This is a genomic window from Blautia sp. ZXY-1-B12, assembly GCF_056339915.1.
Map to the genome: position 1 here is coordinate 1 of NZ_JBWJVP010000260.1, position 24647 is coordinate 24647.

General features: G+C 39.2%; 24 protein-coding genes. 23 read left to right on the top strand and 1 reads right to left on the bottom strand.

What is annotated here, in order from left to right:
• The first annotated feature begins 112 nt into the window (after window positions 1–112).
• The 18 genes from AC075L_RS18250 to AC075L_RS18335 all read left to right on the top strand — a co-directional run bounded on the left by AC075L_RS18250 (window position 113) and on the right by AC075L_RS18335 (window position 20384).
• Window positions 113–334, top strand: coding sequence for a hypothetical protein (locus AC075L_RS18250; protein WP_025579122.1), 222 nt, complete (start codon window positions 113–115; stop codon window positions 332–334).
• A gap of 28 nt (window positions 335–362) precedes the next feature.
• The gene (locus AC075L_RS18255) at window positions 363–878 is read left to right on the top strand and encodes a CarD family transcriptional regulator (protein WP_008706687.1); all 516 of its coding nucleotides are present in this window, start codon (window positions 363–365) and stop codon (window positions 876–878) included.
• Window positions 879–1114: 236 nt separating this feature from the next.
• Window positions 1115–2482 (top strand): MATE family efflux transporter, encoded by a 1368-nt coding sequence (locus AC075L_RS18260; protein ID WP_055199593.1) that lies wholly within the window; start codon window positions 1115–1117, stop codon window positions 2480–2482.
• A gap of 12 nt (window positions 2483–2494) precedes the next feature.
• Window positions 2495–3082, top strand: coding sequence for a cytidylate kinase-like family protein (locus AC075L_RS18265; protein ID WP_055199594.1), 588 nt, complete (start codon window positions 2495–2497; stop codon window positions 3080–3082).
• 310 nt (window positions 3083–3392) lie between these two features.
• The gene (locus tag AC075L_RS18270) at window positions 3393–5093 is read left to right on the top strand and encodes a glycogen synthase (protein ID WP_055199595.1); all 1701 of its coding nucleotides are present in this window, start codon (window positions 3393–3395) and stop codon (window positions 5091–5093) included.
• A 189-nt stretch (window positions 5094–5282) separates the two neighbouring features.
• Window positions 5283–7370: an AAA family ATPase gene (locus AC075L_RS18275; protein ID WP_118409053.1), complete on the top strand. Its 2088-nt coding sequence runs from the start codon at window positions 5283–5285 to the stop codon at window positions 7368–7370.
• Complete coding sequence (locus tag AC075L_RS18280; protein WP_118409052.1) at window positions 7351–8667, top strand: 5-methylcytosine restriction system specificity protein McrC; 1317 nt, start codon at window positions 7351–7353, stop codon at window positions 8665–8667. Before AC075L_RS18275 ends, AC075L_RS18280 begins: the two co-directional genes overlap by 20 nt.
• A gap of 201 nt (window positions 8668–8868) precedes the next feature.
• The gene (locus AC075L_RS18285) at window positions 8869–9708 is read left to right on the top strand and encodes an ADP-ribosylglycohydrolase family protein (protein ID WP_118409051.1); all 840 of its coding nucleotides are present in this window, start codon (window positions 8869–8871) and stop codon (window positions 9706–9708) included.
• 271 nt (window positions 9709–9979) lie between these two features.
• Window positions 9980–10621, top strand: coding sequence for a class I SAM-dependent methyltransferase (locus AC075L_RS18290; RefSeq protein WP_118409050.1), 642 nt, complete (start codon window positions 9980–9982; stop codon window positions 10619–10621).
• Between the two features lie 12 nt (window positions 10622–10633).
• On the top strand, window positions 10634–11416 hold the full coding sequence (locus AC075L_RS18295) for an alpha/beta fold hydrolase (RefSeq protein WP_476387994.1): 783 nt from the start codon (window positions 10634–10636) through the stop codon (window positions 11414–11416).
• The gene (locus AC075L_RS18300; RefSeq protein WP_025579133.1) at window positions 11413–12213 is read left to right on the top strand and encodes a class I SAM-dependent methyltransferase; all 801 of its coding nucleotides are present in this window, start codon (window positions 11413–11415) and stop codon (window positions 12211–12213) included. Before AC075L_RS18295 ends, AC075L_RS18300 begins: the two co-directional genes overlap by 4 nt.
• A gap of 23 nt (window positions 12214–12236) precedes the next feature.
• Complete coding sequence (locus AC075L_RS18305) at window positions 12237–13172, top strand: acyl-CoA thioester hydrolase/BAAT C-terminal domain-containing protein (RefSeq protein ID WP_025579134.1); 936 nt, start codon at window positions 12237–12239, stop codon at window positions 13170–13172.
• 22 nt (window positions 13173–13194) lie between these two features.
• Window positions 13195–13980 (top strand): hypothetical protein, encoded by a 786-nt coding sequence (locus AC075L_RS18310; RefSeq protein WP_044996489.1) that lies wholly within the window; start codon window positions 13195–13197, stop codon window positions 13978–13980.
• Window positions 13981–13982: 2 nt separating this feature from the next.
• A complete protein-coding gene (locus AC075L_RS18315; protein ID WP_025579137.1) occupies window positions 13983–15029 on the top strand; it encodes a helix-turn-helix domain-containing protein in 1047 nt (348 codons plus the stop codon).
• A 106-nt stretch (window positions 15030–15135) separates the two neighbouring features.
• Window positions 15136–15897 (top strand): hypothetical protein, encoded by a 762-nt coding sequence (locus tag AC075L_RS18320; protein ID WP_025579139.1) that lies wholly within the window; start codon window positions 15136–15138, stop codon window positions 15895–15897.
• A 169-nt stretch (window positions 15898–16066) separates the two neighbouring features.
• The gene (locus AC075L_RS18325; RefSeq protein WP_025579141.1) at window positions 16067–16696 is read left to right on the top strand and encodes a TetR/AcrR family transcriptional regulator; all 630 of its coding nucleotides are present in this window, start codon (window positions 16067–16069) and stop codon (window positions 16694–16696) included.
• Between the two features lie 192 nt (window positions 16697–16888).
• On the top strand, window positions 16889–18643 hold the full coding sequence (locus AC075L_RS18330; protein ID WP_118409047.1) for an ABC transporter ATP-binding protein: 1755 nt from the start codon (window positions 16889–16891) through the stop codon (window positions 18641–18643).
• A gap of 1 nt (window position 18644) precedes the next feature.
• Window positions 18645–20384: an ABC transporter ATP-binding protein gene (locus AC075L_RS18335; RefSeq protein WP_118409046.1), complete on the top strand. Its 1740-nt coding sequence runs from the start codon at window positions 18645–18647 to the stop codon at window positions 20382–20384.
• A gap of 62 nt (window positions 20385–20446) precedes the next feature.
• Here AC075L_RS18335 and AC075L_RS18340 read toward each other — a convergent pair whose 3' ends face one another.
• The gene (locus AC075L_RS18340) at window positions 20447–21886 is read right to left on the bottom strand and encodes a GGDEF domain-containing protein (RefSeq protein WP_118341567.1); all 1440 of its coding nucleotides are present in this window, start codon (window positions 21884–21886) and stop codon (window positions 20447–20449) included.
• 366 nt (window positions 21887–22252) lie between these two features.
• Here AC075L_RS18340 and AC075L_RS18345 point away from each other — a divergent pair, with 366 nt between their 5' ends.
• The 5 genes from AC075L_RS18345 to AC075L_RS18365 all read left to right on the top strand — a co-directional run bounded on the left by AC075L_RS18345 (window position 22253) and on the right by AC075L_RS18365 (window position 24620).
• A complete protein-coding gene (locus AC075L_RS18345) occupies window positions 22253–22462 on the top strand; it encodes a hypothetical protein (protein ID WP_118566219.1) in 210 nt (69 codons plus the stop codon).
• Between the two features lie 71 nt (window positions 22463–22533).
• Complete coding sequence (locus tag AC075L_RS18350) at window positions 22534–22989, top strand: MarR family winged helix-turn-helix transcriptional regulator (RefSeq protein ID WP_025579149.1); 456 nt, start codon at window positions 22534–22536, stop codon at window positions 22987–22989.
• A 4-nt stretch (window positions 22990–22993) separates the two neighbouring features.
• A complete protein-coding gene (locus AC075L_RS18355; protein ID WP_118566220.1) occupies window positions 22994–23611 on the top strand; it encodes a YczE/YyaS/YitT family protein in 618 nt (205 codons plus the stop codon).
• 128 nt (window positions 23612–23739) lie between these two features.
• Entirely contained in the window at window positions 23740–24051 is a 312-nt protein-coding gene (locus tag AC075L_RS18360; RefSeq protein ID WP_044996491.1) for an alpha/beta fold hydrolase, read from the top strand.
• Between the two features lie 362 nt (window positions 24052–24413).
• On the top strand, window positions 24414–24620 hold the full coding sequence (locus AC075L_RS18365; protein ID WP_025579153.1) for a helix-turn-helix domain-containing protein: 207 nt from the start codon (window positions 24414–24416) through the stop codon (window positions 24618–24620).
• Window positions 24621–24647: the final 27 nt, after the last annotated feature.

Below are 24647 nucleotides of genomic sequence, written 5' to 3' on the forward strand. Positions count from 1 at the left end.
ACATCAAAGTAAAATGGCTTTATAATAAAAATAAGGGCGAGTAGCGTAATGAGTCGGAAAACAACAGTTATGCTGCTTGTTTTTATAAAATGAATTTCAGGAGGAACTGCATATGCATGAGTATGAAATCTTTATTGAGGATATAAATCCGTGTGGAGGAGAACAATACAGTAAAAAAACTTTGATCGAGGCAGAAGCAGCCAGCCCGGAAGCCTATGTAAAAGAAAATGGAAGATTTCCGATTCTGGAATCCACACGCAATGAGAGTGGAGATGTTGTAATAGTAACAGGAGACAATCAGGGTTCTTTTGTACGTTATACTTTTACGGAATAAGAATGCCAGTCAGCAAGGAGTGGATTTTGTGAAATATGAAATTGGAGACTTTGTCAGCAAACCAGTTACAGGTATCTGTAAAATAGAAAATATTTTATATTTGAATCCGCAGGATGAAAAAAACGATAAGTTATATTATCTGATGAAACCAGTAGAAGATGAAAAGGAAAAAATATATGTTCCTGTTTCAAACTCAGATTCAAGACTGAGATTATGTCTGACAAAAGAAGAAGCCTGGAATCTGATCAAACGAATTCCGGATATCCCGACAGCATGGACAAACAATGAAAAAATGAGGGAACAAAATTATAAAGAAGCAGTAAGAGCAAATAACCCTGAGGCATTAGTTGCTATTATAAAAATGATTTATCAGCGGAAGCAGAAAAGACTTGCACAAGGGAAAAAGTGTACTGCTACAGATGCAAGGTATTTCCAGATAGCAGAAAATCTGTTATATATGGAACTGGGAGTTGCACTTGAAAAGCCAAAACAGGAAATCTGTAAAACGATTATTGATTACATCGATCAAAATAAAATAGATTGATGTGCATTGTAAAATGTAAATCGTAAAAATATTTTGTTTGACTTTTAAAAAAACAGGAAATATAATGATAACGAACGAGTAGCAGATGAGCGTAAATCCAGTTTCATGCTACTCGTTTTTCTTTTGTTAAATAGAATATTTGCTATGAAAAAAGTGTGTAGCCTGTCAGCGTAAGTCCAGCTTATGTGACAGGGTGCGCACTTTTTTTGTGCAGAAAAGAGAGGAGTTAAAGTAAAATGGCAGAAAGCAACAAAATGAAGGATATGCCGGTGAATAAGCTGATGATCCAGATGGGAATCCCTATGATCTTATCCATGGCATTGCAGGCGGTCTATAACATTGTAGACAGTGCGTTTGTAGGAAATATGAGAGTAGGCAGTGAAGCTGCATTAAATGCCCTCACTCTGGTATTTCCGGTTCAGATGCTTATGGTAGCGGCAGGAATCGGAACAGGTGTAGGAACCAATGCACTTCTTGCAAGGACACTTGGACAGGGAAACAGGGAAAAGGCTGCAAAGGTAGCAGGAAACAGTCTGTTCCTGGGTGTGATCATTTACGTGGTCTGCTTACTGTTTGGTATTTTTGGAGTGAAAGCATATATTTCATCACAGACAGTTGATGCAGAAGTACTTGAAATGGGAGTCAGTTATCTGCGGATATGCTGTGTGATTTCTTTTGGTATTATTTTCTTTTCTTTATTTGAAAAGCTATTACAGGCAACAGGTCGTTCTCTTTATTCTACAATCGGACAGGTGGTTGGTGCCGTTGTAAATATCATTCTCGATCCGATCATGATCTACGGTATTGGACCTTGCCCTGAAATGGGAGTGAAAGGTGCAGCTTACGCAACTGTAATTGGTCAGGTTGCTTCTGCTGTATTGCTGCTTATTTTTCATATGAAACTGAACAGGGAATTCGGGCATGGACCGAAATACATGAAACCGAATGCTGGTGTTATAAAAGAAATCTATGCAATCGGACTTCCGGCAATTATTGCGCAGGCTCTGATGTCTATTATGGTTTATGTGATGAATCTGATCCTGAAGTTCAATCCATCAGCACAGACAGCCTATGGATTGTTCTATAAAGTCCAGCAGTTTGTTCTCTTCCTTGCTTTTGGTCTGCGAGATGCGATCACTCCGATCATTGCATTTGCTTATGGAATGAGAAGTAAAAAGAGAATTCAGGATGCTATCAAATATGGACTTATTTATACTATTGCATTAATGATTCTGGGAATTGCAATTACGGAGATTTTCCCCGGAGCGTTTGCAATGCTGTTTAATGCAGGACAGTCAAGAGAATATTTTATTGCCACGATGAGAGTGATTTCAGTGAGTTTCTTGTTTGCCGGAATTAATGTTGCTTATCAGGGAATTTACCAGGCATTGGATGGTGGCCTGGAATCACTGGTGATTTCACTTTTGAGACAGCTGATTATTATCCTGCCATTGGCGGGAATCTTTTCTCTGTTTGTCAGAAATGGTCAGATGGGAGTTTCGTTGATCTGGTGGGCATTTCCAATTACTGAAATAATTTCATGTTTTGTGGGATATGTATTTTTAAAGAAAATCAGAAAAAATAGGGTTGATGTTTTAAACTAGGAGGAATCAGAGATGGCAAAAAGAATTATTACGATCAGCAGGGAATTTGGAAGCGGTGGACGTTTTATCGGAGAAGAAGTGGCAAAGAAACTCGGAATTGCCTATTATGATAAAAATATCATTGGTCAGATTGCAGAAAAGTCCGGCTTATCACCGGAATATATTCAGGAAAATGCGGAATTATCTCCGAAAAAAGGTTTGTTCGCATATGCATTTTCCGGTCGTGATATCACAGGAAAATCTGTGGAGGACATGGTGTATGAGGCACAGACAAATATTATTTTAGGATTGGCTGAGAAGGAGCCTTGTGTGATCATTGGAAGAAATGCAGACTATATACTGAAAGACCGGGATGATGTGCTGAATGTATTTATTCATGGGGACATGCCGGAAAAAATAAAGCGTATCACTGGTTTATACAATGTAGAAGAGAAGGAAGCTGTGAAAATGATGGCAGACACAGATAAAAGGCGAAGAACAAATTATAACTTTTACACAGATCAGAACTGGGGAAAAGCCAGCAATTACACACTGTGCCTGAACAGCTCACAGCTTGGATATGACAGATGTGAGATGATAATTATGGAATGCGTGAAATAAAAACAGATTATGTTTTTTATTCAAATTGACTGAGTGGAAGATCCCTTTTTCCATGTAGTGTATCTGTAAAATAAAAGAGGCAGATATAATGAAAAGGAATAAACCAGCTTGTATCATTCAGGTAAGAGTTAAGTGATGGAAGCATTTCAGATAATAATAGTTACTTTGCGCATTTTGTGTTATAATTGAGATTAACAGGAAATGATAAATATCTGCAAAATGAATGTTTATCAGGAACTTACCGGAGGACATTTTAGTTAAGACGTAATAGATTTCGGACTTTGTAAAATGCAAAAGGGAGATCAATGATATGAGAAAAAAAACAGTTCAAACAAGCAGTACCAAAGGTAATGCAAAGAGTAATACAAAGAGCAATGCAAGAAACAGCGTAAAAAGCAGTGTAAAAAGCAGTGCAAAAAACAGCCCTCAAAAAGCTGTTAAGACTGTTGCTCCAACAGTAGAGAATGTTTCTGTTAAGCAAGCCGTAATTATTCAGGAGCCATCTGTTGAACAGAATGAACAGAACATTCCAACGAGACAGCCTGATCTGGGACCGCGAAGAAGTGTAGCCTTCATTGGATCAGAATGTTATCCATTTGTTAAGACCGGCGGATTGGGAGATGTAATGTCTGCCCTGCCAAAGAGTCTGGCAAAATTAAACATTGATGTTAAGGTCATTATTCCAAGATACAAATGTATTCCTCAGAAATTTCAGGAAAAGATGGAATACAGGGGTTCCTTTGATATGAATCTCTGCTCTGATGGAAAGCAGTATTATGTGGGAATTATGGAATATCAGGAGGATGGGGTTGTCTATGATTTTATAGATAATGATGAGTTCTTCTCCTGGGGAAATCCATATACGAATCTCATAGATGACATTCCGAAATTCTGTTATTTTGCAAAAGCTGCCCTTGCTGCCCTTAATTATCTGAACTGGACTCCTGATGTAGTACATTGTCATGACTGGCAGGCAGCTTTAGTACCACTTTATCTGAGAACCTGTTTTCAGGATACAGATGTAGGACGTGCAATTTCAGTACTCACAATACATAATCTGAAGTTCCAGGGTATTTATGACAGAAAAAAGATTCAATACTGGTCAGGACTTCCTGATTATGTATTTAATAAGGACTGCATGATCCAGAACTGGCTGGATGCCAATATGTTAAAGGGTGGCATCGCTTACAGCAATAAAGTTACAACTGTAAGTAACACCTATGCCTGGGAGATTCAGACAGAGGAATATGGAGAGGGACTTGCAGAGCATTTAAGATATCACAACAATAAGATTTTGGGAATTGTGAATGGTATTGATACGGATATCTGGAATCCTGCAACTGATAAGTTGTTAGCTGCTGATTATGATGAGAAGTCAGCGATAAAGAATAAAAAGATTAATAAAAAAGCTCTTCAGGAATCTCTGGGGCTGGATGTAGATGAGCATAAGATGGTAATCGGACTTATTTCACGTCTCACCAATCAGAAAGGTCTTGATCTTGTAAATGACGTAATCCCGGGAATTATGGATGAACATACGCAGGTGGTTGTTCTTGGTACTGGTGATTCTCAGTATGAAAATACATTCCGTTATTATGAAAACAAATATAAAGGCAATTTCTGTGCATATATTGCTTACAATGAAAATGTGGCTCACAATATTTATGCAGGATGTGATGCACTTCTGGTTCCATCAAGATTTGAACCATGTGGACTTACACAGCTTATAGCCATGAGATATGGTGCAGTTCCGATTGTAAGAGAGACCGGAGGACTCAAAGATACGGTTCAGCCTTATAATATGTTTGAAAATACAGGAAACGGTTTTACATTTGACAGATATGAAAGCGGGCTGCTTTACGATGCGATCAACAGAGCAAAGACGCTCTATTTCGAGAATAGAAAATCCTGGGATGATATGGTGATCCGTGATATGAATAAAGATGTTTCCTGGGAAAAGAGTGCAAAACAGTACAAAGATATGTATGTAGGATTAACACCAAGAGATTAGAACGTGTTTGAAAAATGCTTTACGCAAGATTTCACATTCTGATGGGCTGGATTAAGATGCATTATTTTAGAGAATTGCTATAATAATGATGTATCCTTAAAGGATGCAGGTAAAACATTAGCTGGTATCAGATTGATATCAGCTTGTTTTATAATAGTGCAGAAAGAGAATAAGGGGAGGAATTGAAGCATGGCAATACCAAAGATTAATGAAGAAGATATCACAGCAGCGATAAAATATATTGAAGAGAATGGTGTACCTGAAAAAAATAAAAGCTCCCGGTACGTTCTTGTAACGGAAGAAGGGAAGCAATATCCACCCAAATATGTTATTGCAGTAGCAAATCATCTTGCAAATGGAGTTAATATTATAACAGATGGATTTAATGCGGTAGAAGCAAAGAATTATTTTGAGACAAGAGGTTATAACATTGAATCTAAGCAGGAAAAATATGAACTGACAATTACTGCGAAAGAAGTATCATCTACAGATGAAAGATTTACAATGAATAATTTGTCTTTTGGTGATAATTACAGACCAATTGATACATATTTTGTAAATGCATCCGGAGAAACAAAACGAAGAAAATATAACAAGGGTGAACGGAGAAATACGAATCAAACCTTGCCCCGACTGACATTTCAAATATTTGAAAGTCAGATAAATAATCTTTCAGATCTAGACAAAGCAAGTTTCCCTGTCTGTAAATACACACCTGAAGCAGAGACAATATGTGGCATATTTAAAACAGTAGAAGAGTTTCTGAAATATAAGAATTCAATGGAGCATTTGACATACAGAAGAGAAAATGGTCCACAGTATGTAATTTATGCCTGGAATTTATTTTCAACATTGTTGTTTGTGCAGGAATGCTTAAGGAGATTTGGAAGAGAAGGCGATAAATTTATTCTTGTATATCGTGACAAAACAGAACAGGAAAGAAACCAGGCTGTAACAGATGCCAGTGTTGTGGCGGAAGAGCAGAAAACTGCGAAAGGCTGTAAAAATCCATATTCAAAAATATTGCTGGAATCTAAAAATATTATTTTCAGAGGTGCACCGGGAACTGGAAAATCATATCTGGCAAAGGAAATTGCTGCGGATATTATCAGTGATGGGTACACTGACAAATATACAGATCTTTCAGATGAGCAGAAGAAGCAGGTCGAATTTGTTCAGTTCCACCCAAGTTATGATTATTCAGATTTTGTAGAGGGACTTCGTCCAAGAATGAATGAGGATGGCTCTATGGGATTTGAGTTACAGGATGGAATATTTAAGAAGTTTGTAGATAGAGCAAGGAAGAATTTTGAGGATTCAAAAAAATCAAAAGAATTAGTAGAACAGGAAATTTCCGCTAAGACTGCAATGACTGATTTTTTTGGAAGTATTGATTTGGGTGAAGAAACATTTACTACGATTAAGGGAAATAAATTTACAATTGTGAATGTGGATGACAGACATATTGATATATCAATTCCCGGAAATGCTACTATTGACAAGCTTAGTCTTAATATAGAAGAATTACAGAAGATGCTTGAATCAGATGTTACATTTGAAAAAATCAGTGATATTACAAATTTCTTTGGAAAGCAGTTTGCCACACAGGGATATTCTTATGATTTCGCAATTTATAAGGCTATTAAAGCGCGAAAGACTGAAAAGCAGAAATTGGTGGCAGTTCCGGAAACACAGAAAAAATATATTTTTATCATTGATGAGATTAATCGCGGAGAGATTTCAAAAATATTAGGCGAACTATTTTTCTCAATAGATCCCGGATACAGGGGAAAATCAGGAGAGGTAGCCACCCAGTATTCTAATATGCATACGGATCCAAATGAGAAATTTTATATACCGGAGAATGTCTATATCATTGGAACCATGAATGATATTGACAGGTCTGTTGACAGCTTTGATTTTGCCATGCGTAGAAGGTTTCGATTTGTTGAGGTTCGTGCAGAAGACACGCAGGATATGTTAGAATCATTAGAGGATGAAGAGCTTAAAACAGAAGCTATTGCAAGAATGGATAAGCTTAATGCAGAAATCATCCGTGTGGCGGATTTGAATGAAAATTATCAGATAGGTGCCTCGTATTTCTTAAAGCTTAAAGTATTGGGATTTGATGATCTGTGGACAGATTATTTGCAACCCTTATTGCAGGATTATGTACGTGGACTCAATGATGAAGAAGAATGTATGAGACGATTTGCAAAAGCATATGGTTATACAGCATCTGGCGAAGGTGATTCTGATGAAGCAGCTATTAATTAAAGATAATCAATACAAATCAAAGAGTTATTTTAGCGAGATAAAAGATGTAGTAGATTGTATTGCTGATAAAACCTTAGCTGAGTTGGAAAAAGAAGGGGTATTTGTATTTCCATCTTCAGTCAGAGAATCAGAAGATTTAACAAATGATCAGATGATATTACAAAGTTATAATGATATGTATGTTTCTGGAAATGTAATGGGATTTTTAGGAGTAGAAAATCAGAGACTTGTCATTGAATCGCGGTTCAGTCGAGGTGAAAGAGATTATTTCTTTCAGTATTTGCTTGAAAAAATTCTTGAATTTCCTAATTTTATAAATCTTGAGACAAGTGCTAATCAGGATGAAAGGTTATTTAGCCTGCTTCTTTTTCTGTTTCCAAGGTATTTACGGAATGCAATGAGAAAAGGACTATTTAAGACTTATATCTGCAAGAAGTATAACGATGGAAATGTCAGAGGATCCATTGATGTTGCAAGACATATTAAGAATAATACCCCATTTATTGGAAATATCGCATATTCCAAGAGAGAGTATTCGTATGACAATTACCTGATTGAATTGGTGCGTCACACAATTGAATATATTAAAGGGAAGAATTGTGGAAGAATGCTTCTTGATACTATAAAAGATGAAGTGAATCAGATCATTCAGGCAACACCGGAGTATAGAGCGAAAGACAGAAGAAAAATCATTGATAACAATATAAAAAATGTGGTTAGACATGCATATTATCATGAGTATCGCTTGCTTCAGCAACTGTGTATTTTGATTCTCAGAAATGAGCAGCATCAGTATGGAACAGGGACACGAAATGTATATGGAATTTTATTTGATGGTGCATGGTTATGGGAAGAGTATGTTAATACATTGATTGGGGATGCGTTTTATCATCCTAAGAATAAGACTGGAGATGGGACTCAACATCTTTTTGCCGGAAATCATGGTACGATTTATCCTGATTTCATAGGGAAAGACAGAGAGAACCGTATTATTGCGGATGCAAAGTATAAACCATTGAACAATATAAGTGGTAAGGATTATTTGCAGGTTCTGGCATACATGTTCCGATTCGATGCCAAACAGGGATTTTATCTTTATCCAGAAGCCAAGGGTGCAGATAGTCAGCACTTTAGGTTGAATAGAGGCGTGACTTATGAAGGTAAGATTTATCCAAGAGAGGATATTAAGGTAACAAAATGTGGACTTAATATTCCGCAAGAAGCAGATAATTATAAAGATTTTATAATTTATATGCAGCAAGAAGAACAGTCTTTTAAGGAGAAGATTTTTCAGTAAAAAGGTGTGTGTTATGGGAAATGAGTCAGGGGCATGATCATACATGACATGGAAAGGAAGGTGCCGATAATAATATCGGCGTCTGTTTTTGTTCTTAAAACTGTCGCCGGGACAGCGACCATATAAAGACATCTGTTGCTTATAATCATATTGTAACAAAGAAAGAGAGTTACCGGAGTGATTCGGGGATTGGAGGCATATATGTACGGAGCAATTTTGGGAGATATTATAGGAAGTCCATTTGAGTTTGACAGAGGAGATAAAACAAAGGAATTTGATTTGTTTAGCAAAGGCTGTAGATTTACCGATGATTCTGTTATGACAATAGCAATAGGAGAAGCATTGTTGGCAGTTGGAACGGAAGCTACAGGAAAGGAAATCGAAGTGGCGGTAGCAGCTAACATGCAGGATTGGGGAAGAAGGTATCCACATGCTGGTTATGGTGGAAGATTCAGGTGCTGGCTTAGTGAAAGAAATCCTAAGCCATACGGAAGTTATGGTAATGGTTCCGCCATGAGAGTATCAGCAGCAGGATGGCTTTATAATTCCATTGAAAAAACCAGAGAGGTGGCAAGAGCGACTGCGAATGTGACACATAATCATCCAGAAGGAATTAAGGGTGCAGAAGCAACAGCCAGTGCAATATACATGGCCAGAAATGGTTCTTCAAAAGAAGAAATTAAAGAGTATATTGAAAAAGAATTTCGTTATGATCTGGATAGAAGTTTAGATAAAATCAGGCTGGGGTATCATATGGATGAGACATGTCAGAAAACTGTGCCGGAAGCAATCATTGCCTTTCTGGAAGCCAGAGATTTTGAGGATGCCATACGGAATGCTGTATCGCTTGGCGGAGATACTGACACATTAGGAGCAATTACCGGAAGTATAGCAGAAGCATTTTATGGAATTCCAGCGGTGTTGATTGCAGAGTGTAGAAGGCGGCTTGACGAGGGCTTGATGACAGATGTTCTTGATGAGTTTGACCGTGTTCTTGGCAGGAATGGAAATGCTGATTCAGATGACAAAAAAGATGATTGAGTTTTTGATCAGCGGATACGAATATTATGAGAATGAAAGGAAGAGCAGGCATAATGAAAAAATCTGGTTGATAAACCAGGTAAAAGTGATATACTGAATACAGAAGAAAAGAAACCGTGTGGAATTACAGTTTTGTTTTCACACGGTTTTTTAGAAAATCGAGGTTAGACAAGACTAACATGTATGATGTTAATTTACTAGACAATGTAAAAAAGGACGGATTTCTATGAAATATTGATTTATGGTGCAGATGTGATTGGAGGAAAACAACATGAAAAACGAAGAATACAAAAAACTGTCAATTGCTGAATTTACAAAAGTAGCAGGAAGATATGAAAGTAACCATGCTGGTATTTACGAAATGTGTAAGAAAGATTATCCGGATATTCTGGAAGAATTAGAGAAGGAGCCATTTAGAGATTTATTGGATGCCGGCTGCGGACCTGCTCCGATGATTTCTTTATTATCAAAAAAATATCCAGACCGACATTATACAGGTCTGGATTTGACTCCGGCCATGATTGAACAGGCAAAAAAGAAAAACATTTCAAATGCAACGTTTGTTGTAGGAGACTGTGAGAACTTTCCTTTTGAAAATGATTCATTTGATGCAATTATTTGTTCTATGAGTTTTCATCATTATCCGGATCCACAGGCATTTTTTGACAGTGTAAAAAGATGTCTTCGTCCAAATGGAAGATTGATCCTGCGGGATGTGACCAGTGACAATAAAGTATTGGTATGGCTGATGAATACATTGGAAATGCCTCTGGCAAATATATGCGGACATGGAGATGTTCGGGTTCCAACAAGAGATGTGGTCATGAAATGCTGCAGAAAAGTAGGATTAAAAGTAGAAAAATTTGAAATCCGCAAAGGTATGAGGATGCATTGTGTTGTCAGAAAAGTCTGAAGGAGACTAGCTATGAAATTTTATGAAAGTGGAGACAATCGTAAACCTGTGATATTTTTATTTCCCGGTACCTGTTGCCAGTATAGTAGCTTTGATCATGTACTGGATGGGTTACATTCTTATTTTTATACGGTAGCAGTTTCTTATGATGGATTTGATTCAAACGAGAAAACAGAATTTTATTCGATGGAAGATGAATGTGAAAAAATTGAGCAGGAAATCAGAACAAAGTATGGTGGGAGAATTAAAGCAGCGTATGGATGTTCCCTTGGAGGAAGTTTTGTATCCCTTCTGATTCAGCGGAAAAGAATCCATATAGATTATGGCATCATTGGGAGCAGTGATATGGATGAAGCAGGTAATCTTGTGGCAAAAATTCAGGCATCTATGGTAGTGCCTTTCATGTATAAAATGATACATACAGGTGCTCTTCCGAAATTTATGCAGAAAAAGCTTAACAAGACAGACGGGGCTAAGAAAGAATTATATAATGGATTTTTAAATATGTTTGGAATCGGTAAAGGAGGAAGTCCGTGGATTACAAAACAGAGTATTTATAATCAGTTCTATTCGGATCTGGTTACAAAAGTCCAGCATGGAATTGATGTGCCGGGAACAACAATCCACGTGTTTTACGCAACAAAAATGGGAAAAAAATACGAAAAGAGATATTGTACTTATTTCAAAAATCCGGATATCCGAAGACATAACATGCAGCATGAAGAACTGTTTTGCTGCCATAGTGCAGAATGGGTGAAAGAAGTAAAAAAAGCAGTGGAAGGCGACAGACAATGAAAGAAAAAGTGAATGTGACAGGTGTGCCGGAAACGATGGTACAGACCTTGTATGCAAGAGCAAAAGAAACAAGAAAGAAAAATGCTAAAATAAATGACGAAATTGCAGTAGAACTTGTGAAAAAGCTTGATTATGACTTTTCCAAAGCAGATAAAGATAACGCTATGACTTATGGTGTGATTGCGAGAACAATTGTATTAGACCGGATGGTCAGAAAATATTTGGAGAAGCATGAAAATACAGTTGTCGTAAATATTGCATGCGGACTGGATACCAGATGCTACCGGATGAAGGGAAAATATCTGCGCTGGTATAATGTAGACCTTCCGGAAACAATGAAAATAAGGAGCCAGTTCCTTACCGAAACTGATCCGGTGTATCAGATTGCAAAGTCTGCAATGGATGATTCCTACATAGATGATATCGATTATCACGGTAAGAATATTCTGGTAATAATCGAAGGACTTACAATGTATTTGTATGAGAAAGATATCAGGAAGATGTTTTCTATTATTGATAAATCATTTCAGAAAGTTACAGTAATGGTCGAAACCATGTCACCCTTTGTTGTAAAGCATATGAAAGAGAAATCCATAGAGGGAAGCAATGCAAAATTCACATGGGGAGTTAAGAACAGAAAGGAGCTGCAAAGAATCATACCGGCATTTTCTGTTCGGCAGGAAGTCAGTCTTGTTGAAGGAATGAAAGAGCTTATGCCTGTTTATTATGTAATAGGTAAGATTCCGGCTGTTCGGAATATCTCAAATAAAATAATAGTTTTGGAGAAACATAGCTGATATTAAGGGAGGAGATGATACAGATGAAGAAAAGGCATTTTGATGTGGAATCAGATGGATTTTATGGTGCATACTGGAAATGTAAAACAGGCTCAGACTGTGCAATGATTGCGATGATCGGGGATGATCCGGAGGATTATCTGGCGCGTACATCCGTGAAATGGTTACATAAACTCGGTGTGAACGTGATGACGATGTCGCCGGCAAAAAAGGATTATGGACATCATAATTATCCGCTGGAACGTATAGAGAAAGCAATCAGTTGGTTAAAAATACATGGTAATCAGAAGATAGGAATTGTCGGGGCATCTACTACAGGAACACTTGCATTGACTGCCGCTTCTTATTTTAAGGATATCACATTGACGATAGGTCTGACACCGAGTGACTTTATCTGGCAGGGATTTATGCAGGGTAAAAGAGATGGTTGTAAGGAATGGCCAATGGAGGGAGAATCTCTTTTTTCGTATAAAGAAGAACCACTTCCATACATGCCGTTTTGTTACAAACATCCGGATTACTGGCATGTGATTGAGAAAGAAACAAAACGGACCGGTGATATGATCAATTCAAGAAAACTATTTGATGATTCTGAAAAGGCTCACCCAATCACAGAAGACGAGATGATCAAGATTGAAAAAATCCATGGAACAGTATTGTTAATTGGTGCTGAAGATGATGTGTTGTGGGATACTGCAAAATATATCCGCCGTATGAAGCAGCGTATGAAAGAACATTCACACACATGCAGATTGGATTATGTCATTTATGAGCATGGAACCCATTTCGTTTTTCCGGAGAGCATGCTAAAGACAATGCTCCCGGTTGGATCCGGACTCTTTGTGAAACTGGCATTTCAGGCAGCAAGAAAACATCCGAAAGAATGTCGCAGAGCACGTCTGGATATTGACTGGCGGGTAAGAAATGCTGTTGCAAAATGGAAGAGAGTAGATAGATAAAAAATAGACAGAAGGTGGAAGTGTGGTATTTAAAACAACAGGAAATAAATCAAATTCAGTCATTCTGTTTTTCCATGCAATGGGAGTAACTGGGGAAAGCAGTATGCCGGTTGCAGAGAAAATGGCAGAAAAATATTATTGCATTATGCCAACATCGACTGTGTATTGCTCCGGACAGAGGTATCAAAGCAAAAGAGATGAGATACAACAGATTGTACGATTTTTGGGGAACCATGGAATCAAAGAAATAGAACTTATAGTTGCATCTTCGATTGGAGCAGATCTCGCCATGGCATTCCTGACAGAGATAAAAATACCGGTAAAGCATGTTTTTTTTGATGGCGGGCAGTTTGCACAGATTGGAAAGGCAACACGCAGAATCATGGTTCCGTTCTTATATATAGCAATGAAAAGTTTATATTGGTCAAAAGGAAAAACACTAAAGAGAATCATGTGGTGTGACGATGATAAAATTAAACCTTACTTTATAGAGGCAGGAAAGAACTTGACGTATGGAAATCTGAGGAGACAGCTGACAGACAGTTTGGAAGATAAGCCATTTTCAGAACTGTCAGAAGAATTGCAGAAACATACATTCTGGGAATTTGGAAGTATAGAAGAACATTTTAAATACAGAAATGCAGTGATGCAGACTTATATATACGGTAACTTTCCGGTTTTTGAGGGATTCAACCATATGCAGTATCAAATTCAAAATCCGGAGGGATTTTCCAGAATGCTCGAAACAATTATTGAGACTGACCGATTACCGGAATTGGCATTTGCGATGTGGTATAGAGGAAAATAGTTATGAAAAATGCTTATGAGCTTGCTGAAAATATATTGAAGTCCAAACCTGATAAGAATATAGAATTAAAATCATCAGATTCTTTTGCCAGTATTGAGTTATATGGTACATCAGCTTGCAAAAAGGTACAGGATACGGAATTCTGTGAATGTTTTCATTTGGAAAATGAGAGCGGTACAGGAATGATTACATTGTATCATGTGTTTCCAGGAATTGATCTGGTTTATAATGATATGCATATGGAGTATTGCAACAAGGAGCAAAAGCCGGCTTCCAGTGTGATGGAAATAAACTATTGCATGGAAGGCCGTTGCGAATGCGTGTTTGAACAAAATGAATATGGTTATATAGCGGCAGGAGACTTGTCATTTTGTTCTTTGAAAAAAACTGGGCATGTGTCAGAGTTTCCAACATCGCGTTATCATGGAATTACCATTACGCTTGACTTTTCCATGATTACAGACGAAATGAAAAGGATACTGCAATTATTGTCTGTAAATCTGGAAAAGATTAGTAACATTTCAAAAACACATAGTTTTACTATTATACGGGCAAATAAGTCAATAGAACATATCTTTTTGGAATTGTATAAAGTTCCTGAAGAAATCAGATATGGTTATATTCGTGTGAAAATTCTGGAACTATTATTAGTATTAACTGGATTTGATTTAAAGAAAAATAATTCTGAGCATGTATATTTTTCGGATGTACAGATTGATGCAATAAAGCAGGTTCATGCGTTTCTAAAGGGACACTATAGGGGGCATTATACGATTGAAGAATTGTCAGTGCGTTTTAAAATGTCACCAACTGTTTTGAAAAAATGCTTTAAGGGTGTATACGGAAATTCTGTGTACGCTTATATGAAAAAGTACAGGCTGCAGATGGCGGAACGCCTTTTAAAAGAAAATAAACTTACGATCGGGGAGATAGCATTACAAATTGGCTATCAGAATCCGAACAAATTTACATCTGCATTTCGTACAGAATACGGTATGACACCAACGGAATACCGTAAGAAAAAGACACAGGAAAGTCTGAATGGATAGAAAAAGAGTCTGTTTAGTAATTGAGATTCTATATGGAAATCTATAAAATATGCGTTGTAGTTAGAAGAATCTAACTGCAACGATTTTTAATTTAAGGAGGCATCTCATGAAGCAGAAAAAACTTTTAACATTATTTTTAACAGTTGCAACGTCATTTTCAATGTTAGTTGCTTGTAGTAACGCTACATTTGCAGAAAGTACAGGTACGGCAACTGTTACAGAAAGTACAAATACGACGGACAAGAAACAGAAAGCAGATGAAAATCAGGATGCTGCAAAACAACTTTTGGTTGATTTGACGGGTTCATATCAGGAACTATGGCCGGTAATTCTTGATGAAAAATATCAGCAGATCTGGATTGATGATTGTACAGAGTTGGTTGGTGAGGAAAATGCGGAGGCAGCATATGATAAGTTAGCATCCATGGTTTCAGGAACAATTTATGGAGAAGAAGCAGTAGAAGCATACAAAGATGGCGATGGTGTTTATGACTGCTCTTTTAAAGAAGGTGTAAATAAGCTGGAATTTAATGGTTCTGATTCAGTGATCAAGGGATATGATTCAGAAGGAAAAGAAATCTTTTCCCATACATATCATTATGTTGGAATAGAAGAAGTACGTGGGTTATACGAATTTAAAAGTGACGATGCAGACTCAGGCGAATTTACTTATTTCTGCATAGCACCAGATACAAATGATACAACCTATCATATTGAATTGCGCTACGGCAGCGATTTGGAGGCACTTGGAAAATATGATGAAGGAGACTATGCATACTGGCTTGGCTCAGGTATTTCAACAGACTATGATCAGACAATGGTTGAGAACTGTATAGAACTTTTCTGCAAAGAAAATCTGTCTGAATAGAACAGACTTGTAAAACTGCAGAAAGCATCTGCGGAGTGGAAACTGAATACACGAGGAAAATAAAAAATTGAAACACCAAGACTTGACAAATTCCTGTAATGAGTTAAAATATAACAGTGTTATATAGCACTGTTATATTTTGAAAAGAAGTTTAGAGGATACGAAAAGAATGTCGACGAAAGCAGAAGATACACAGAAAAACATATTAGATACAGCCAGAAAACATTTTCTGAAAGATGGTTTGACAGGAGCATCTTTAAGAAATATTGTAAAAGATGCAGGGCTTACTACTGGAGCATTTTACAAATATTATCCGACGAAAGAGGCACTTTTTGATGCACTGACGGATCCTTATATGGAACATATTTATCAGATTTATGACCAGATCGTTGAGGAGTTTGAAAAGCTTTCTGCCAGTGATCAGACAAGGAATATGTCGGATACATCCAGTGATGGGATGGAGCAGATGGTTGATTATATCTATGATCATTATGATAATTTCAGATTATTGTTGAAATGCGGAGACAGTGGAAAATTTGAATTATTCATACACAATATGGTGGAGCGGGAAATGAAGTCCAGCCTGAAATATATGGAAAAAATGAAGGAAGCCGGTGTAAAAATACCGGTTGTAGAGGAAAGCCTTATGCATATGATCTATACGGGATTTTTTTCATCAGTATTTCAGATCATTGAGCATGATATAGACAGGGAGACTGCAAAGAAAAATGTACATCAACTGAAAGAATTTAATACAGGTGGCTGGGAACGATTGTGGAATATTGAATTTCCAGTATAATTGATGCAGGAATTCTGAATAGGTTATGTGTGTTGCAGGTTCTGGATTTCTGAATAAAGTTCAGACAGGATAATAATATCAGGTGGTTGATGCCAGTAAACCACCTATTTTATTATATGTTGGTTAGTACGAACTAACAGAAGGTAAAACAATAAAACGAAACAATAAAACGAACGTAAGGAGTGAACAGATGTGAAAGAAAAAAAGAAGTCGGCAGTCAGCTGGATCCTGACGTGGGCCGGACAAAAAAGAATTGCCTATGTGTGGAGTGTGTTACTTGCAATAGGAAATGTGATTTTTAAGATTTTGCCGTATTTTATTATTGCAGATGTAGTAAAGCTGTTTTTAAATGGTGAAAAGGAGTTTGAAATATATCTTGCAAAAGCGGTTCTGATTGCATTGTCGTTTATCATTGCAGAACTGCTTCATTCACTTTCGACAGCATTGTCACATAGAGCAACGTTTGCAGTACTTGCAAATATAAGAAAAGCCTGCTGTGACAAGCTGGCGCGGGTACCTCTTGGTTATGTGAAAGACACACCCTCCGGTACATTTAAGAATATCATGGTGGAAAGAATCGACAGTATCGAGACAACACTGGCACATATTGTCCCTGAATTTACCTCAAATTTGCTGGCACCTGTTATTATCCTGATTTATTTCTTTCTGACAGACTGGAGACTGGCACTCTGGTCATTGGTGCCGGTTATAGTGGGATTTCTTTCCTATTTTGGAATGATGCTGGATTATAAACCAAGTTTCGAGAGAACGGTTCAGACAACAAAAGATCTGAACGATGCGGCAGTGGAATATATTGATGGAATCGAAGTAATCAAGGCATTTGGAAAGACAGAAAGTTCTTATGCCAAATTTACAAAGACGGCTATGGATTATGCAGATTCCTTTATTTCCTGGATGAAACGGTGCTCGATCTTTCATGCACTGATGATGGTGATCACACCTTATACGCTTCTTACGGTATTGCCGTTTGGGGCACATTATGTAGCCAATGGAACACTTGCAATTTCAGATTTTGTCATCTGCATTATTTTATCACTTGGAATCGTTGGACCGTTGATCACAGTGGGTTCCTATACAGATGATCTTGGCAAGATCGGAGTGATTGTTGGTGAAGTGGCAGGAATTCTGGAACAGCCGGAGCTTGAACGTCCAGAGAAAAGTGAAAGAGTTCCCAAAGATAATTCCGTTACGCTTGAAAAAGTCAGATTTGGTTATCACGACAAAGAAATCCTGCACGGAGTAACTATGGAGCTAAAAGCAGGAACGGTAAATGCAATCGTAGGACCTTCCGGAAGCGGCAAGTCGACCATCGCAAAGCTGATTGCGTCCCTGTGGGATGTGGATTCCGGAAGCATCAAAATCGGTGGAGTTGATGTCAAAGAACTGGCATTTGCAGATTTTAATCGGAAAATTGCATATGTTGCACAGGACAATTATCTGTTTAATGAAACAGTCCGTGAAAATATCAGACAGGGAAATCCGGAGGCTACAGATGAACAGATCATCGAGGTGACAAAGAAAAGTGGATGCTATGAATTTATCATGCAGTTGGAGAATGGATTTGATACGGTTGTAGGAGGTGCAGGAGGACATCTGTCAGGTGGCGAGAGGCAGCGTATCTCCATTGCAAGAGCAATGTTAAAGGATGCTCCGATCGTGATCCTTGATGAGGCAACTGCCTACACAGATCCGGAAAATGAGGCAATTCTGCAGAATTCTATCGCAAAACTGGTAGCAGGGAAGACCCTGATCGTAATAGCACACAGACTTTCTACTGTTAAGGACAGTGACCAGATCTTTGTTGTAAATGATGGAAATGTAACAGCACATGGCACACATGAGGAACTTCTGGTGTCATGCCCGCTTTATAAGGAAATGTGGAATGCCCATATTTCTGTAAAAGATACTGTGAAGGAGGGAGAATGATATGTTTGGGATTCTGGCAAAATTCTTTCGTTTTTCAGGCAGGGAAAATGGCAATAAATTTAAACTGTCGATAGTGATCGGACTCATAGAGGCTCTTGCCTCAGCAATGAAGATTCCGGCTATTATGTACATACTGATTGGTCTGCTGAGTGGGAAACCGACAGGAAAATATATTGGAGGCTCCGTTGCGATTATGGTTCTTGCAATTGTAGTCGACGTAATCTGCAAGAGATACTCTACAGTGCTTCAGACAGAGGGAGGATATAATGCAAGTGCTTTTATGAGAATCAAGATTGCAGAACATCTGCGATATCTGCCGATGGGGTATTTCAATTCCAATAGTATCGGGGAAATTTCTTCCATTACAACCAATACAATGGAAATACTTGGCGATGTGGCTGCGAGAGTGGTTATGCTGACAATGCAGGGAATTCTGGAAACATCAATGATCATTCTTATGCTGTTTATTTTTGACTGGAGAATCGGACTGATAGCTGCAGCAGGAGTACTTATTTTCTTTGGGGTCAATTCTGTGATGCAGAATGCGGGTAAAAAAGATTCAGAGCAAAAAGTGGTATGCGATACGGAGCTTGTAAACCAGATCATGGAGTATCTGCAGGGAATATCAGAGGTGAAGTCATACAACCTGCTTGGAAAACAGGCAAAAAGATTAAACGATGCAAATGAAGCATGCGAAAAGGTCAATACAAAGATGGAAATGCTGTTTGTGCCCTATCATTTTCTGCAAAGTGTGATAACCAAAATTACAGGTGCTGTGATCGTAGCAGGCAGCGCATATTTTTATATCAATGGCACCATGAGCGCGGTCTATGCGATCGGTATGACAATCTCGGCATTTATGCTTTATTCCAGCCTGGAATGCGCAGGAAATTATTCATCCCTTTTACATGTGGTAAGTGTATGTGTAGATAAAGCAAATGCAATACTGGAGCTGGACACCATGGATATCGACGGCAAAGAGATTCAGCCGGAGAATTACGACATCAGACTTTCTAATGTTACGTTTTCCTATGACAAACGGAAGATCATTGACGATGTATCGCTCTCTATCCCACAAAAAACGACGACAGCAATTGTTGGATCATCTGGTGGAGGAAAATCAACACTTTGCAATCTGATCGCCAGGTTTTGGGATGTGGATTCCGGGGAAGTGACGCTTGGAGGCGTGAATGTAAAAGACTACAGCATGAACAGTCTGATGAGTAATTTCTCATTTGTATTTCAGTCAGTGTATTTGTTTGCAGATACCATTGAGAATAATATTAAATTCGGACGTCAGGATGCTAGTCATGAGGAAGTGGTGGAAGCGGCAAAGAAAGCGTGCTGTCACGATTTCATCAGCAAACTTCCGGATGGATATGACACAGTAATCGGAGAAGGCGGCGCCACACTTTCCGGTGGTGAGAAACAGCGTATTTCCATAGCCAGGGCAATTATGAAGGATGCACCAATCGTTATATTAGATGAAGCAACGGCCAATGTTGATCCGGAGAATGAAAAGGAGCTGATGGATGCAGTAGATGCACTTACAAAGGAAAAAACGATTATTATGATTGCCCACAGATTAAAAACAGTCAGACATGCAGATCAGATTGTGGTTGTTGACAAAGGAAAAATTGTGCAGCAGGGAACACATGAGCAGCTAATGAAGCAGGAAGGTATCTATAAGAGATTTGTGGATGCAAGGCAGCAGGCGGTGAGCTGGAAACTGGTGTACTGAGAAATATATATAGGTGGCTAAGGAAAAAATGAAAAGGGAAAGGAAGAGGTATATATTTCTTTTTATGGACGCACCCCGTTCCCACTAGAGACGGGTGTGCCAGAGGACAGTTTCTTTGCCCGGTAATATTCCTGTTTCTGGGCATACATGGACAAATCTGCTGCCTTGGTAAGCTGCTCTACGGAAAAATCCGGATGGTCGTCGGCAAAGGCGCACCCGGAGGAAATACTCAGCGTCCCCACCTTCGTCCCGGACCAGGCCGCCGCAATCCGTTGCAGCGCCGCCAGAATTTCCTGCGCCTGGGTTTGGGTCATTTGACCCAGCACCACGAACTCATCCCCACCGATGCGGAAGATTTTCCCCCGATCCCCCACCGCCTGGGTGATACATTGGGCAGCGCCGCATATCAGCTCGTCCCCCGCCTCATGCCCCAGGGCATCGTTGACCCCCTTTAAGCCGTTGATATCCATGAGAAAGACGGTCAGATCTGTCGGAACGGAATCCGCGTACTGCTCCAGACACTCATGATACGCCAGCCGACTGAATACGCCGGTCAGAACATCTACGGAGCTTTTCATACGCTGCTCCATCAGCTTTTTGTTCATCCGAATCCGCTGCGCCGTATAATACTCGTAAATCCATTGGATCAGAACGCTGACAACACTAAAGAGCGCCAACAGAGCCACCAGCGTTTGCAGCAAAAAGGCGGTGATATTTTGGTGTAGGTTTTCGCTGACATCTATGCCTTGCAGGTACAGCTCCTTGAAGATGGCCTTTCGCAGAAACAGGATGCACAGAATGCCCACCACTACCGCAACGGTTTCCGAATAGATCAGCTGCTTCCGGTTTCCGGACTCTTGCATTGCCGGAGGACAGTCGCATAGCTGCGACAATCTGTTTTTCACCGACTTCCGAGTCAGAACCCAATGGATGCCGCAGCAGGCGATGATCGCCAGGACATAGGACAGCCAGTCCCGGAATATGGGATAGGAAAACAGATTTTCTAAAATCATTTGCCGCAGCATAGGGAAACTGCAATATAACGCGGCAAAAACGCACAGCCCATGAAGAAGGGTGCTGGCAGCCGCAATCCCCGCAATGCCCAGATAGACATACCTGCGAGGCTTCCGAAAATAAAGGTCAAAGAGCCAACCGGCTCCCGCCGCAAACAGCACGCGGGCAAATACCAGCATTATGGATCCAAGGGGCATTCCGCTGGCAAAGGGAGAAAATACCCGGTCGAGCTGGGACAGGCTGTAGGTGCCGATCCACATGGACGTGACAACAAAAACGCATACCACCGGCACACTCCCCTGTGCCCCCAGCATCATAGCCGCCACAATCACAAGAATGTGCAACGTGGTGGTGGAAATGGCCGGAAGCTCAATGTATCCCAGATAAGAAAAGGCAAACACCGCTTCCCAGGCCATCAGCATCAGGATGATCTCCTGCAATTTCTTTTTCGTCAGAGCAATCCCATATCGCTGTCGAAAACGCTCCATACTCCTTACTCCTCCACATCCTTTTCTTCATGTATTATACTTATATTATACTTATTCCTGTGTGAAAAGCAATACGATTCATAAATCTTTGCAAACATCAACCTGGACGAGCTTCATGCAAAGCATTCCAAATATTAGCGTGAAGAAGCATACCGCCTGTTAGATGCACTCCTGAAACAGTACAACACATAAGAAAACGATTGCTACACATTTTAACGATTTATGACAAAAGCGGCTTCCCGGGACGGAGAGCCGCTGATTTTCTTTAAGGAAGTTCTCAATGAAGCTTTCCGTGCAAGGAATGTCGGAGCCGACAATGGTTAAAGTATTTCGATTTTAACGCTTCTTGCACCAACAGCGTCTGCTTTGATTCAACAGCGTAAAAAAATATCTTTAGAGGCCTTTGATTCTCTTTTTTACTCATTTTCCAATGCATTTTCCCTCGATAAGACTTTGAAAGGCTATGATCCAATTGCTGTTGATGGCTCGGATATTTATGTTGATGAAATGTATGGACAATATGTGAAAGGAGCTGCGGAAGTAACAAAAGCGGGGTTGACATCTTTTATAAAATAGTTATAATTCTAAATATTAGAAATATAACTATTTTGTTTGTGCTTAACACAAAAAGGGAAGGAACGTGAAACATGGACATATCATTGCATTATCTGACAATGGCTAACCAGATGCTGATTCAGAAGAGGCTTCTGGAGCGGGTGAAGGCTTCAGGGCTTACGCTTGGACAGCCGAAGGTTCTGGATTATCTTAAAAATCATGATGGAGCCAGTCAGAAGGAAATCGCAGCGGGTTGTTTTATTGAGGCAGGGTCTCTGACTTCAATTTTGAACCGCATGGAAGAGAAAGGTTTGATCGAGCGGCGTATGCTCAATGGAAACAGAAGGACTTTTCATATTTTCATGACAGAATCCGGGAAAAAAAGCCAGAAGCTTGTGGAAGAAGCTTTTGTGGAGATTGAGGAGGCTGCATGGAAAGATATTTCTCCAGAAGAAGCAGAGGCTTTTATGAAGATTTATCATAAAATTTACAGTAATCTGTCTGAGACAGGCTGCGAAGAAACAGGGAAAGAAGGAAGGAACAAATGAACAAATTAACAAATTAAAAAGATACGTAATCTTTCTGATCGGCCTGTTCGTGAACTCACTTGGTGTTAGTTTGATCACCAAGGCAAGTCTCGGAACCTCACCAATCACATCGATTCCGTATGTATTAAGCTTAAGTTTTCCGTTTACGTTGGGAAACTTTACGATTTTTTTCAGCGTATTTTTGATCTTACTGCAGTTGCTGATCCTGCGTAAAAATTTTAAACTGGAACATGTTTTGCAGATACCGATATCCATTATCTTTGGATATTTCATCGATCTGACCATGCTTCTGTTTACATGGGTAAATCCACAGACATACATTATGAAAATCGTATATCTTCTGATTGGGTGTCTGATCCTTGGCTTTGGTGTGTACATGGAAGTGCTGGCAGACGTTGTAATGTTGCTGGGAAAATCTTTTGTCCGAGCAATCGTTCTGACATGGAGAACCAACTTTGGTACGACAAAAATCTGCTTTGACGTTTCCATGGCAGTGATCGCAGCAGTCCTGTCTTTTGTATTTACCGGACATCTCAATGGTGTGCGTGAGGGTACGATCATTGCGGCACTTCTGGTTGGATTTGTTGCCAGAGTTCTTGGTAAGAAACTTGCATCTGTCTGAAAAAGATGCAACACATAAGATTCAGAAAAAAGACAAACAGCGTGCGGATAACTACCATTATTACATAGGACGCATCTGAGGAGCATCAGCAAACTTTGATCTGATATTCTGATTCTTCATTTACAGTAATGATGATGTCCTATGATTCAGATCCTAAAGAATATGCAAGGCTTGCTGGTTTTGGTTACAGAATGCTTGCTGAGGCAATCAAAGCAGATTTGGCATATCATATCAGTTGTCCGGCACTTCTTATCTGTGGCGAAAAAGATAAAGCGGGCTCAGCCCAAAGCTACAATAAAAAATGGCATCAGAGAGAAGGTTTACCGCTTAAATGGATAAAGAATGCTGGTCATAATTCCAATACGGACCAGCCGGATGAAGTAAACAGACTGATAGAAAAATTTATCAGCGAGGTAGATAGGAGAGGAGTGCCCCGATGAAACTAAATATACAGTGGAAAAAGTATTATGTGGGATTGCATTGATATGGTCAGTGACCTGCTGATGCAGGCAGAGGCAGTCTGAGACGACTGCAGATGACAGGGAAATGCACGCTAGACCGCCGGACGAATGAAACTGATAACAATGTTTACAGGGCGAAATGCCTGGAAAGGATGGATTCATGGAAGCACCAGATGGTGAGATTTCATTTGATTAATTCAGAGTAAATGGTTGGAGAGGCTGCCCTTTGCCGGGGCATCCTTTTTTCCATTTTACAGAAGATATCAAAAATCACAGGTATTCAACCTAACGAAATCGTGATATAATCAAAATATGTTTATACGAAAAGATGGAGGTAGCTTATGGGCGTAAGTTATAACAGGTTATGGAAAATGCTCATAAATAAAAATATGAAGCGGATAGAGATGCAGTACCTCACCGGGATCAGTGGAAACATTCTTGCCAGGATGGGAAAAAACCAGTATGTATCAATGGAGACGATTGAGAAGATTTGCAAGAAACTGGACTGCACCGTTGATGAGATGATGGAATTTACAGATGATGAGTAACAGGAGCAGACATGTCAAATTATTAAA

Bases quoted from the DNA above. Each gene is read 5' to 3' on its own strand.
- AC075L_RS18250 (WP_025579122.1), top strand. From the start codon at position 113: ATGCATGAGTATGAAATCTTTATTGAGGATATAAATCCGTGTGGAGGA.
- AC075L_RS18260 (WP_055199593.1), top strand. From the start codon at position 1,115: ATGGCAGAAAGCAACAAAATGAAGGATATGCCGGTGAATAAGCTGATG.
- AC075L_RS18265 (WP_055199594.1), top strand. From the start codon at position 2,495: ATGGCAAAAAGAATTATTACGATCAGCAGGGAATTTGGAAGCGGTGGA.
- AC075L_RS18270 (WP_055199595.1), top strand. From the start codon at position 3,393: ATGAGAAAAAAAACAGTTCAAACAAGCAGTACCAAAGGTAATGCAAAG.
- AC075L_RS18275 (WP_118409053.1), top strand. From the start codon at position 5,283: ATGGCAATACCAAAGATTAATGAAGAAGATATCACAGCAGCGATAAAA.
- AC075L_RS18280 (WP_118409052.1), top strand. From the start codon at position 7,351: ATGAAGCAGCTATTAATTAAAGATAATCAATACAAATCAAAGAGTTAT.
- AC075L_RS18285 (WP_118409051.1), top strand. From the start codon at position 8,869: ATGTACGGAGCAATTTTGGGAGATATTATAGGAAGTCCATTTGAGTTT.
- AC075L_RS18290 (WP_118409050.1), top strand. From the start codon at position 9,980: ATGAAAAACGAAGAATACAAAAAACTGTCAATTGCTGAATTTACAAAA.
- AC075L_RS18295 (WP_476387994.1), top strand. From the start codon at position 10,634: ATGAAATTTTATGAAAGTGGAGACAATCGTAAACCTGTGATATTTTTA.
- AC075L_RS18300 (WP_025579133.1), top strand. From the start codon at position 11,413: ATGAAAGAAAAAGTGAATGTGACAGGTGTGCCGGAAACGATGGTACAG.
- AC075L_RS18305 (WP_025579134.1), top strand. From the start codon at position 12,237: ATGAAGAAAAGGCATTTTGATGTGGAATCAGATGGATTTTATGGTGCA.
- AC075L_RS18315 (WP_025579137.1), top strand. From the start codon at position 13,983: ATGAAAAATGCTTATGAGCTTGCTGAAAATATATTGAAGTCCAAACCT.
- AC075L_RS18320 (WP_025579139.1), top strand. From the start codon at position 15,136: ATGAAGCAGAAAAAACTTTTAACATTATTTTTAACAGTTGCAACGTCA.
- AC075L_RS18325 (WP_025579141.1), top strand. From the start codon at position 16,067: ATGTCGACGAAAGCAGAAGATACACAGAAAAACATATTAGATACAGCC.
- AC075L_RS18335 (WP_118409046.1), top strand. From the start codon at position 18,645: ATGTTTGGGATTCTGGCAAAATTCTTTCGTTTTTCAGGCAGGGAAAAT.
- AC075L_RS18340 (WP_118341567.1), bottom strand. From the start codon at position 21,886: ATGGAGCGTTTTCGACAGCGATATGGGATTGCTCTGACGAAAAAGAAA.
- AC075L_RS18350 (WP_025579149.1), top strand. From the start codon at position 22,534: ATGGACATATCATTGCATTATCTGACAATGGCTAACCAGATGCTGATT.
- AC075L_RS18360 (WP_044996491.1), top strand. From the start codon at position 23,740: ATGATGATGTCCTATGATTCAGATCCTAAAGAATATGCAAGGCTTGCT.
- AC075L_RS18365 (WP_025579153.1), top strand. From the start codon at position 24,414: ATGGGCGTAAGTTATAACAGGTTATGGAAAATGCTCATAAATAAAAAT.